The organism is Maribacter orientalis, assembly GCF_900109345.1.
In the GTDB taxonomy this organism is placed as follows: domain Bacteria; phylum Bacteroidota; class Bacteroidia; order Flavobacteriales; family Flavobacteriaceae; genus Maribacter; species Maribacter orientalis.
Genome location: NZ_FNZN01000005.1, coordinates 161,781 through 173,605, shown reverse-complemented (window position 1 = coordinate 173,605; position 11,825 = coordinate 161,781). Strand labels below are relative to the sequence as shown.

Below are 11,825 nucleotides of genomic sequence, written 5' to 3'. Positions count from 1 at the left end.
AGAAATCATTAAGAATTAACCGGCCAGATATTTTGCTCAAGTATTATTTATTTAAATAGTAATTTCATCCTTTAGAATATAACAATTTACAACCTTTTAGGTTTTACAATAGAAAATCAAAATTTACGCATAACAGAATGTCGAATAAAAAATATACAGTTTTAGGTGAAACCATTGAAAAAGGTAAAGGAGCCCAACTAAATTTAGATATTGCTAAACTACACACAAGAACTAAAATAGAAGTACCAGTAATTGTACAACGTGGTAAAAAAGATGGCCCTACCTTATTGATAACAGGTGGAATTCATGGTAATGAAATCAACGGTGTAGAAATAGTACGACAATTGGTCTCCAAAAAGTATAACAAACCAGAATGCGGAATGGTTATTTGTATTCCTGTTGTAAACATATTCGGGTTTTTGAATCAAACAAGACAATTTCCTGATGGTAGAGATTTAAATAGGGTTTTTCCAGGAAGCTTACGCGGCTCTTTGGCTAGTAGGTTCGCATATTACTTAGTAAAAGATATCGCACCGGTTATCGACTATTGTATAGATTATCATACGGGTGGTGACAGCCGTTTTAATGCGCCTCAAATTAGAATAGACAAGAATGATTCAGATGGCCTTGCCCTAGCCAAAATTTTTGGCGCAGAGTTCATTGTAAAATCTGCAGGGAGAGAAAAATCGTTTAGAGAGACCTTACATCAACTTGAGAAGAAAGTATTGTTATATGAAGGTGGAAAATCACTTCATATAAATAGCGATATTACAGATACCGGTATTGCTGGTGCCTTGCGCTTAATGCATCATTTAGGCATGCGTAATTTCGATAAAGAACTAAAAGAGATGAATTCTAAGGCCATTACACCAAAATTGGTAAATGCCTCAAAATGGTTACGAGCGAAACACTCTGGCATGTTCCACCCTATTGTAAAAGTGGGGCAAAAAGTAGAAAAAGGTACTGAACTAGGTAATATTTCTGGACCATTCGGATATTTCGAACGCAAAATGAAGGCCAGCGATTCTGGCTATATTATATGCATCAATGAATCGCCCATTGTAAACCAAGGTGATGCTATTTTTCATATAGCACATGATATTGACCGAATCATTTAAAACATGTATTTATAAAGCTAATTGTTTAAAAGATCTTTATTCATATTTACTTCTGATTTATAAACTTAAGGGTAGAAAGTTTTAGTATAAAAGAGGATGACAGATATTGAAAAAACTTTAGAGAATAAAAGTGTACGTCCTACGGCCATGCGTATTTTGATATATAAGTATTTGGCCGAAAAGGATAGTGCAGTCGCATTGACAGATATCGAGAATGCCTTTGAAAAAGCTGAGCGCACTACACTTTACCGTACCCTTAAGACATTTGAAGAAAAAGGAATTGTACACCAAATAGACGATGGCACCAATATTTCAAAATTTGCCCTGTGTGAACCAGGTTGCAATTGTGAAATTGACCAGGACCTTCACTTACATTTTCACTGTACCCACTGTGACAAAACAGTTTGCCTAACCGAACATAAAATCCCACATATTAATTTACCTTCTGGGTATATAGCCGAAGATGTAAATTTGGTTATTAAAGGCATCTGCGATACCTGTAGTAAACATTAAATGCACTACGGTTGCATTCATTATTTTTCGAACTTGCGAGAATTATGAAGAAGAAAAAAGTAAATCTAAGAGACCTCAAAACAGAAGAACATTCTAATGGGCATAGTCATGATGATGGTCATAACCATGATCACGCAGGTAAAACAGCAGAAATAAAAACCTACCTCCCTGCCATATTCAGTTTTGTAGTGCTGATTATAGGTATTGCATTAGATTATTTTGAAACGTTTTCATTTTTTAAAGGATGGATGCGCATTATATGGTATATAGTGGCTTATATTCCCGTAGGATTTCCTGTGATAAAAGCAGGATGGAATAGCATTAAAAATGGTGATTTCTTTACTGAGTTTTTTTTAATGAGTATTGCCACCACAGGGGCCTTTGCAATTGGGGAATATCCCGAAGGTGTTGCTGTGATGTTATTTTATGCGGTGGGTGAACTTTTTCAAAGTGCTGCCGTTAAGCGGGCCAAAGGCAATATTAAAGCTTTGCTTGATGTAAGACCTAATGAAGCATTGGTCTTTCGCAATAACAATTTTATTTCGGCGGATCCAGAATCGGTTGAAATAGGTGAGAAAATTCAAGTTCGCGTTGGTGAAAAAGTACCGTTAGATGGCATTTTATTGTCTAATAAAGGCTCTTTTAATACGGCTGCATTAACAGGAGAAAGTAAACCGGATACACTTAAAAAAGGGGAATCGGTATTTGCCGGAAGCATAAATTTAGAAGGTGTTGTTGAGATAGAAACTACGAAAAAATTTAAAGATAGTTCAATTGCCTGTATTTTAGATTTGGTACAACATGCTACAGCTAGAAAGTCAAAAACTGAGTTGTTCATTCGAAAATTTGCCCGTATTTACACGCCTATAGTGGTTTATCTCGCAATTGGCCTAACATTACTACCCTACTTTTTTGTTGATGATTATGTGTTTAGAGATTGGTTGTATAGGGCATTGATATTTCTAGTAATCTCTTGCCCATGCGCTTTGGTCATCTCGATACCATTAGGCTATTTTGGCGGATTGGGAGCTGCATCGCGAAACGGAATTCTGTTTAAAGGAGCATCATTCTTAGATACCATAACCAAAGTAAATACAGTGGTCATGGACAAGACAGGCACCGTTACTAAAGGTGTTTTTAAGATTCAGGATCTTGTTATAGATCAGATCTTTACCAAAGCTGAATTCATGAAGTACTTGATCGCCATTGAAGAGCAATCTACCCACCCAATTGCCAAAGCAATATTAGAATATAAAACGGAAGGTGAGGGTTTTAAGGTGACGGATGTTTCAGAAATTGCAGGAAAAGGATTGAAAGGTATCGTAAACGGCAAAACTGTTTTAGCAGGAAACAAAGCCTTATTAACATCTAACCAGATTGACCTTTCAATCGAAATCGATAAAATCGTAGAGTCTATTGTTTTGGTTGCTATAGACGGAAAATTTGCTGGCTATGTGACCATTGCAGATGAACTAAAAGATGACGCACTCCAAGCTATAAAGGAAATACGGGCTGCAGGAATCACAAAAATTATTATGCTCTCTGGAGACAAAGATTCCATTACACAAGAAGTGGCAAAACAACTACGCATTGATTGGGTAAAAGGAGGGTTATTACCTGAAGAAAAACTGTATGAAGTTGAAAAGTTGAAAAAACAGCCTGGCACCAAAGTAGCCTTTATTGGCGATGGTATAAATGATGCCCCAGTACTCGCAGTTAGTGACGTTGGTATTGCAATGGGTGGGTTAGGCAGCGATGTGGCCATTGAAACCGCTGACGTAATTATTCAGACAGATCAACCTTCTAAAATTGCCAGAGCCATTAAAATTGGCAAATCTACACGAAGCATTGTATGGCAGAATATAGCACTAGCCTTTGGAGTAAAAGTTATCGTTTTAATGTTAGGAGCAGGAGGAATAGCAACCATGTGGGAAGCTGTTTTTGCCGATGTAGGTGTTGCCTTATTAGCAATTTTAAATGCTGTTCGGTTACAAAGAATGAATTGGGATTAAAGTAAACTCGATGAAATCAATAGCGATCTATTTTTAATAGTACGTTTTGTTCAAATTCATTAAAAGTAATAATTCCATTTGCTTGAAACAATTGCTTCAAAACACTTAAAACATTAGTCTACATGACTAACGAACTACATATCTTAACCGTTCCTCAGTCAGTAATTAAAGGGGATTAAATAAAAACCGCCTACGGAACTTTAAAAACAGACGGAACCTTCGAATCAGGTATTTGTACAATTATGGGTATAGATTTATCAGAATTTAAAACTATCAATTACTTCATTTCATATCAGATGACTATACCAATTATGAACGTAAATGGTAAATTTCGGAAGGCTCTTAGAGCATTAGAAAAGGATAACGAATTTATCAAAAAATATAACGAACAGATTGAGCTTTATGGCCATATTCCATATTTCAAAATTCCATACGTAGTTGATTATTATAAAGTTGACCCTTCGGACTATTTTATAAAGAGCGTATTGATTAAGTCAATGATGTGCTAAAATACGTTTGCTAACTTAGAACACCTATAGTAAATAGTGCGAAAACGCTAAATTCAAAAGCTTGGGCTCATATGTGTAGTTCGTCATCACGATAGCTACCGGGATTGGATTTTGCGTTTAAAAGAAAAAAAACATAATTTAAATTTTCGTCTCTGTATAATCCCGATAACTATTAAGACCAAAAGTCAGCTTCTTTTTAAAGGTTCATTTACAAACTATCATTAACTTTAAAATAGCAAGCCTGACTTAAAGCTACACAGTTATTAGTTGTTACAGTGAAACCTTCATTTGAAAATTATTAGCAGCTCTTAACCTTTTAAGCGTATGCCAAAGGTTAATTAAATTTAACATTAAACTCCCGATTTTAAGACAACATTGTAAGAGTTCGGGTATTTAACCCGTATACTACCCATGAACATTTAAAACGATGTACATGGGAATGATAAAAGATAGAAAGAAATTCAAAAGAACAAAAGAACAGACTAATCCAACAAATCCGACCGGTAATACCGACCAACTTACCAATCATTTTGATTATGATGAGACCACTGTAAAAAAACAGCAAAACAAAAGTTAAGGGAATTAAAAATTACATAGGAGCAGAAGGAAAAAAGAAAGAGTAATTAATTAAAACAAATACATATGAGTACAACATATTTGAATACCAAGTCAAGAGGAATAACCAAAACAGTAGCTGAATTCACCAAACAAGATAATCAGAGCAATAGAGAGTTTCGTGAATTTATAAAGGAACAAGTGGTGGAGCATAGAAAAGAGGGAATGGACGTATTTAAGTCACCCAGACCAGGAGATGACCAAAAGAACTAAAACCTTATACCGAGAATCGAAAAAGGAGTATAACAAGGGACTAAAAGGCTATTCAAATAACTTAAATAGCCTTTTAGAAACCTTTAAAAAAGTACAATAAACTATGACAATTCAAATAAATACTGACAAAACAATTTCTGGAGAACAAAGGAGTGGTGATTTTTTTAGTTCTCAAATTACCGAAGCTTTAGAAAGGTTCGAATCTCATATTACCAGAATAGAGGTTCACTTAAAAGATGAGAATGGAAAAAAGGATGGATTTAATGATATCTCGTGTCTAATAGAGGCTAGACTTGAAGGCAGACAACCCATTGCTATCAGTAACCAGGCAAATACAATTGACCTTGCCGTAGCAGGTGCCATTGACAAAATAAAAAATGCTATTGAAACCATTATAGGAAAAAGTCAAAAGCATTAATATTTATAAAAAATTATGTATAATATTGATATTGAATCAACAGATAAAATGACGGATAATGAAAAAGATACCTTTCTTAAATCTTGTTGAAAGCTAAATTTGATAAAAAAGCGCGGTTAAATAAAATGTTTTATATGATTTTAAAAACTAGATTAAAATCTGTTACTTTAATCTGAACAAGATATAAAATTTAGATTATTGGCCCTAGATTTTTCCTGCCCAAACTAAACCATAAAATTACCGCTATATCAGATAAATATTTTGATCTTCAAATAAAAGGAATTACTACATTTATTCGATTATTTTAAAATAAAAAAGCAAGACACAAATATTGAAAGAACAACTTAACATGAAGAAACTAATCCTTATCCTTTCTTTTACTTTGCTAGGTTGTTCAAATAGCATTTCTGAAAATTCAATTGAAAAAGTCTCAGTTGATAAATCTAAAAAAACAGATAAAATTCAAGTATTAAATGTTGGTTTTTTTCATTTTGGTTCTACTAGCGATGCTACCAAGGTTGAGTTTGATGAAAACAATACTAAGGAACAAGAAGAAATTCGAAAACTGTCAATTCAATTGGCGAAATTTAAACCCACCATTATATGTCTAGAATACCTACCTGAAATTGATGATGATATAAATAAAGCCTATCAAGATTTTTTAAAAAACCCTAGTGAACTTAGTATGCAATATGGCGAATTGAGTATGGTTGGTTTTGATGTTGCTAGAATTAACGGACTCCATAAAGTGTATGGTATTGACAATCATATGGGCTATAATTATAGTGTAGGAGATTTTATTGAAAATACCCCAGAATTAACTAATGCTATTGACCCAGTAACCTATTTAGAAATCACCAACAATCCATTAAAGGCATATCCAGAAATGGAAAAGCGAAACAACAATTTCGATAATTTATCACTTTTAGAAAAGTTAGCATTACTTAATGAACCTATAATGTTAGATTATTCTTTAAACGCAAATGCCGACAAACTTTTTTACGTGGGTATAGGTGACAATTTTGTAGGAGCTGATCAAGCAGCCCTGTTTTACCATCGCAACATGAAAATATATTCTAACCTAAACCGAATTAAAATGAATAAGAACGATAGGGTCCTTATTTTAATGGGCTCTGCCCATACGGCAATGTTACGTGAATTTATAAAGCGAAGTCCGAAATTTGAAATGCTGAATACTCTCGAGTATTTAAAATAATAATTCATTATAGAAACCTCATTTTCTTTTCCAAAAAACAAACACACAGCCCATCTGTACTAGATGGGCTTTTTTGTTTTTTATAACTATAACTTTGTTCGCTTGCGTTAATTATAAAATACCCATTTAAGAGCGTTTAGTATACCACTAAATATCAGTACCTATTGACACTCCAAGAGTTTTGATTAAATTACGGGTAAAATAAAAATATAGTAACTTGTTACTATATACAATTGTTAGCCACAATTTGAAATAAATGGGAATCTACCGAACACATCTTATAATTGACCAAAGAGATTCTTTAAAAATCAAAAAGTTAAAATTAGACAACGCTAAACTAATTTTAGTCAAAGAACCTTCAAATTGTTTTTGGGAAGCAAAAGATGGGATGTCATTTGGACATTACATTGGAGGACGTGACCCTAAATTGGCACGTAAAGATGAAATTCCCCAACTAGAACTATTAATTGAGGCAGTAAGTGAGGAAAAAGCAGAAGATTTACTTTCTATAATCCACGGAGGAATGCTTTTAGCATATCCAGAACCAGGGTTGACTACCAACTTCGTTTTCCTTACAGAGTATAATGAAAAACAGAATGAATGGTATAGCAAAAAACCATTTATTAATTACCTGAAAAGAATAGAACACGTTGGTTTTGGTTGCCAAATAGCAAGCTTGGCAGTAAAGGATAAACAACTAATTTATGCAATAGAGAAATACAAAGTTAGTTTAGAGTTGAGTTCTTTTACTCCAAAATCTGCTGACCCGATGTATGGGCAAGCTTTTGATAATTATGACATTAAACATAGCTACCACACCCGTTCTGCATTTGCAATAGTTTCTGCTTTCTCTGTAATAGAAGAGTTTGGTTTAGAAGTTCGTTCCAGTTCTACTAATCCAAGGTTTTTAAATAATGAAACTGGAGAATGGAACCCTAAAGTTTTAAAAAATATTACCGAAAGGTTAATACAAGCGAATATTGACTCCCAATTAACATTCGACTGGATTTATAGAGGGGAACCTACTAAAATTGAACTGGAAACTAAGCCTTTATTCGGCGTCGATTCAAAATGGATAGTTTATCATAAAGATGTACGAGACAAAACTCTAACTTTTCCTGAAGCTATTCATCACGCAAGTTATCTAAGAAACTTTATTGCTTCTCATAAGTTTAAAGAACTAACACAATATATTAGCCCTTACGATGTAAACAATGTTCAATTATTGGCTAGACAATTGATAATACGAAAAATGAAAATGTGGAAAACAATGATGACGGATTAAAAACTGTGGCTAACAAAACCTCCTATGAAAAGCCCTAGTCCAATATTCTAAAGGAAAAATTATAACCACTCTCATCAACCTAAAATAGAAACCACATGACAACTCTTTTGAAACAACAATGGGTACTAGTTCTTTTATTGATAACGACTATAGTTTGTAAAGCTGACTATCAACCGATTAAAAAAAGCAATACAACTGCTTTTTTGGTTAAGGATTCTTTGGTAAAACATACTGTTTTATCGAACGGACACCCCATGGCAGTTTGGGAGAAAAAAGTTGAAAATCCTAAAGGACTTATTCTTTTTGTTCATGGAAGAACTTGGAGCGGTGTTCCAGATTTTGATTTACAGGTAGAAGGTGAAGACTTGTCTTTAATGGATGGTTTAGTAGAACAAGGATATTCTACCTATGCTATTGATTTACGCGGATACGGAAAAACACCTAGAGATGCTACAGAATGGTCGTCACCAGAAATAGCTTCAAACGATATTCTAAATGTTTTAAATTGGATTTCGGAAGAAAATAATAAGACGAAGGTTCATTTATTCGGTTGGTCAATGGGGTCAACTCTATCACTACTTGCAACGCAAAAAGATTCTAAAAATATAGCAAGTTTAACGGTTTTTGGGTATTGGCAAGATTTAGATTCCAAAATACCAGAAGACACCAATGATAAGAAATTATTGAAAAGCATAAATACTGCAAAAAATGCAGCAAGTGATTTTATTATACCTGGCAGTATTAGTAAAAACGCAGTAGACACCTATGTAAAGATAGCCTTAGCGTATGACCCAATACGAGTTGATTGGAGACATGAAAGTGAGTATAATAACATTGACCCTACATTAATTACCACACCGGTATTACTTATTCAAGGAGAATTCGACCCATTAGCACCAACAGTTAACCAAGTAAAGTTATTCACGCGATTAAAGACGGCCGATAAAAGTTGGGTGGTAATATCTGGTGGTGACCATGCTGCTTTTATGGAAACACCTAGAAATCAATTTATTCAATCATTTACTGCTTTTATAGATAGATTTAACGAATAAAAGGGGTGAATTATAATGAACAAGACTGTAATAGAAACTAAAAGAATACGATTACGATTAATAGACATATCAGATTTAACTTCAATACATACGCTGCATTCATTGCCCGAAACTGATACATACAATACATTAGGTATTCCGAGTAGTATGGAAGAAACCAAAGCTATCATCGAACCTTGGATTAAAGAGAATCGATCTGAAGAGATTAAAAATTACACGTTTGCAATTGACAATAAATCGAATGGAAAATTCATGGGTCTATTCGGGCTAAAAATTGGTCAGCAAAAATATAAAAGAGCTGAAGTTTGGTATAAAATACATTCAGATTATTGGAGAAAAGGATATGCCACTGAAGCATTAAAAGCCATAATAAATTTTGGTTTCGATACACTTAAGCTACACCGTATAGAAGCTGGGTGTGCTGTGGAGAATATTGGTTCAATTAAGGTTTTAGAAAAATCAGGAATGCTACGAGAAGGTCGCCTTAGGCAAATACTACCGTTGAAAACTGGCTGGTCAGACAATTTTCAATATTCGATTCTTGAAACTGACGAAAGAAGTAAATAATTATAAGATTACCCACACACTAAAATTTACCTTACCAAATTGCATTAATCACTTCCAACCTTAAATAAACAAATCTCAATTTTAATTTGAATTATCAATCTCTTAATCGTAACATTGCGATTAATAAATATAACACAAAATGGGATTAGCCAAAACTGAAATGTTTACCGACCAACAAAACGAAATTGCACTTTTTGCAAAAGTATTTGGGCACCCAGCTAGAGTATCGATTTTACAGCATTTATTTAAGATAAATGCATGTGTTTGCGGAGATTTGGTCAACGAAATCGGATTGGCACAACCCACCATATCACAACATTTAAAAGAATTAAGACATTTAGGTTTAATTAAAGGAAACGTAGAAGGCACGAGTGTTTGCTACTGTATACACGCCGAAAATTGGAAAAAAATGAAAGAAACCATGTCAGCATTTCTTAACCAAGATATAGCTAAGAATGAAAATTGTTGTTAAAAATTCATCCTATAAATCACACTAATACAATACTTAATATGGCCATAATCAAAACAACATTATTTACAGAAATTGAAAATATAATCGGCTCGTTAAACATAGCTAATGTCACTAATGAACGAAGAGAAATTTTAAAACCGTTAATTGATTTTATACAATCAAAGGCTGCAACAAATAAAGAAATACGCATCAATTTTATCTGTACCCACAATTCACGAAGAAGTCATTTATCGCAAGTTTGGTCTCAAACTATGGCTCATTATTTCGATATTAAAAATGTCTTTTGCTATTCTGGAGGTACCGAAGCTACCGCACTTTTCCCCATGGCAGCAGAAACGCTACGAAATTCAGGCTTTCAGATTAAAACTATTTCAAAAAATGAGAATCCCGTATACAGTATTAAATATGCTGATAACGAGCATCCAGTAATAGGATTTTCAAAAAAACTAGATGATGACTTTAATCCTAAATCTGAGTTTGCAGCGATTATGACTTGCGATTCGGCAAATGAAGCGTGCCCATTTGTACCAGGTGCAGAAATAAGGATTCCGATAACTTTTAAAGACCCTAAAGCTTTTGACAACACACCGCAACAAGCCGAAAAATATAAAGAAAGAAGTCTACAAATTGCAACGGAATTATTTTACGTTTTCTCTCAAATAAACTCATAAAAATGAAATCAAAAAAATTAAGTTTTCTTGATAAGAATCTAACATTATGGATATTTGTAGCCATGGCATTCGGTGTTGCGCTTGGCTATTTCATACCAACATTCCCCGACATCATTAATTCATTCAGTAATGGCACTACGAACATACCTATTGCCATTGGCTTAATTTTAATGATGTATCCACCTTTGGCAAAAGTCAATTATTCACTTCTACCAAAAGTTTTTAGAAACACAAAAATCCTTTCTATATCCCTTATCCTAAATTGGATAATCGGTCCAGTTTTAATGTTCATTTTGGCAATTACATTTTTACGAGATTACCCTGAATATATGGTTGGTCTAATCTTAATTGGCCTAGCACGATGTATTGCCATGGTCTTGGTATGGAACGACCTCGCCGAAGGCAGTAGTGAATATGGAGCAGGCTTGGTAGCCTTAAACAGTATATTTCAAGTCTTTGCCTATAGTTTTTACGCATGGCTTTTTATAACCGTGCTTCCACCCTACTTTGGATTTGAAGGTGCTATTGTAGATATCTCTATTGGCACTATCGCAGAAAGTGTAGCCATATATTTAGGAATTCCGTTTGTACTGGGGATTTTAAGTAGACTAATTTTAGTTAAATTAAAAGGCGAAGATTGGTATACCAACAAATTCATACCTGCCATTTCACCAATAACATTGATTGCGCTGTTATTTACTATTGTAATTATGTTTTCGCTAAAAGGGGAATTAATAGTTCAAATACCTATGGACGTACTACTAATTGCGGTGCCTTTACTTATCTACTTTACGTTAATGTTCGTCATTGGCTTTTTCTTAACCAAAGCAACTGGAGCAGCATACGACAAAACCGCATCAGTAGCTTTTACAGCCGCAGGTAATAATTTTGAATTAGCCATTGCAGTTGCCATTGCAGTTTTCGGATTAAATTCAGGACAGGCCTTTGCAGGAGTTATTGGTCCGTTAGTTGAAGTACCAGCATTAATACTGTTGGTTCGAGTTTCCTTTTGGTTGAAGAAAAAATATTATGGAAAAGTCGAAGGGTAGATGAACATAGAAAGTTATTTTCTATAGTATCATGAATACACAATTAAGGTAGTTTTTGGGTTTAGATTTTACCAGATATCCAAAAGAAAATAAATTTTGCTTAATACCCGGAGGA

Annotated in this window: 14 protein-coding genes; all 14 read left to right on the top strand. The window is 34.0% G+C overall.

Annotated features, from left to right (window positions below; translation table 11 throughout):
• The first annotated feature begins 137 nt into the window (after positions 1-137).
• Positions 138-1,118 (top strand): succinylglutamate desuccinylase/aspartoacylase family protein, encoded by a 981-nt coding sequence (locus BMY56_RS12760; protein WP_091624838.1) that lies wholly within the window; start codon positions 138-140, stop codon positions 1,116-1,118.
• Between the two features lie 96 nt (positions 1,119-1,214).
• Positions 1,215-1,631, top strand: coding sequence for a Fur family transcriptional regulator (locus BMY56_RS12755; RefSeq protein ID WP_091624836.1), 417 nt, complete (start codon positions 1,215-1,217; stop codon positions 1,629-1,631).
• A 44-nt stretch (positions 1,632-1,675) separates the two neighbouring features.
• Positions 1,676-3,643 carry a heavy metal translocating P-type ATPase gene (locus BMY56_RS12750; RefSeq protein WP_091624834.1) on the top strand — a complete coding sequence of 656 codons (1,968 nt, stop codon included), beginning with the start codon at positions 1,676-1,678 and terminating at the stop codon, positions 3,641-3,643.
• Positions 3,644-3,885: 242 nt separating this feature from the next.
• Positions 3,886-4,152: a hypothetical protein gene (locus BMY56_RS12745; protein WP_091624831.1), complete on the top strand. Its 267-nt coding sequence runs from the start codon at positions 3,886-3,888 to the stop codon at positions 4,150-4,152.
• A 433-nt stretch (positions 4,153-4,585) separates the two neighbouring features.
• The gene (locus tag BMY56_RS18670; RefSeq protein ID WP_177170968.1) at positions 4,586-4,729 is read left to right on the top strand and encodes a hypothetical protein; all 144 of its coding nucleotides are present in this window, start codon (positions 4,586-4,588) and stop codon (positions 4,727-4,729) included.
• 65 nt (positions 4,730-4,794) lie between these two features.
• A complete protein-coding gene (locus tag BMY56_RS12740) occupies positions 4,795-4,980 on the top strand; it encodes a hypothetical protein (RefSeq protein WP_091624829.1) in 186 nt (61 codons plus the stop codon).
• Positions 4,981-5,083: 103 nt separating this feature from the next.
• On the top strand, positions 5,084-5,398 hold the full coding sequence (locus BMY56_RS12735; protein WP_091624826.1) for an HPF/RaiA family ribosome-associated protein: 315 nt from the start codon (positions 5,084-5,086) through the stop codon (positions 5,396-5,398).
• A 349-nt stretch (positions 5,399-5,747) separates the two neighbouring features.
• The gene (locus tag BMY56_RS12730) at positions 5,748-6,614 is read left to right on the top strand and encodes a DUF5694 domain-containing protein (protein WP_091624824.1); all 867 of its coding nucleotides are present in this window, start codon (positions 5,748-5,750) and stop codon (positions 6,612-6,614) included.
• A 256-nt stretch (positions 6,615-6,870) separates the two neighbouring features.
• On the top strand, positions 6,871-7,899 hold the full coding sequence (locus BMY56_RS12725; RefSeq protein ID WP_091624821.1) for a hypothetical protein: 1,029 nt from the start codon (positions 6,871-6,873) through the stop codon (positions 7,897-7,899).
• A 95-nt stretch (positions 7,900-7,994) separates the two neighbouring features.
• Positions 7,995-8,951 carry an alpha/beta hydrolase gene (locus BMY56_RS12720; RefSeq protein WP_091624819.1) on the top strand — a complete coding sequence of 319 codons (957 nt, stop codon included), beginning with the start codon at positions 7,995-7,997 and terminating at the stop codon, positions 8,949-8,951.
• A gap of 15 nt (positions 8,952-8,966) precedes the next feature.
• The gene (locus BMY56_RS12715; RefSeq protein ID WP_091624817.1) at positions 8,967-9,518 is read left to right on the top strand and encodes a GNAT family N-acetyltransferase; all 552 of its coding nucleotides are present in this window, start codon (positions 8,967-8,969) and stop codon (positions 9,516-9,518) included.
• 139 nt (positions 9,519-9,657) lie between these two features.
• Positions 9,658-9,990, top strand: a complete 333-nt coding sequence (locus BMY56_RS12710) for an ArsR/SmtB family transcription factor (RefSeq protein ID WP_091624814.1) — start codon at positions 9,658-9,660, stop codon at positions 9,988-9,990.
• 38 nt (positions 9,991-10,028) lie between these two features.
• Complete coding sequence (locus tag BMY56_RS12705; protein ID WP_091625065.1) at positions 10,029-10,661, top strand: arsenate-mycothiol transferase ArsC; 633 nt, start codon at positions 10,029-10,031, stop codon at positions 10,659-10,661.
• Positions 10,662-10,663: 2 nt separating this feature from the next.
• On the top strand, positions 10,664-11,710 hold the full coding sequence (gene arsB, locus BMY56_RS12700) for an ACR3 family arsenite efflux transporter (RefSeq protein ID WP_091624811.1): 1,047 nt from the start codon (positions 10,664-10,666) through the stop codon (positions 11,708-11,710).
• The last annotated feature ends 115 nt before the right edge of the window (positions 11,711-11,825 follow it).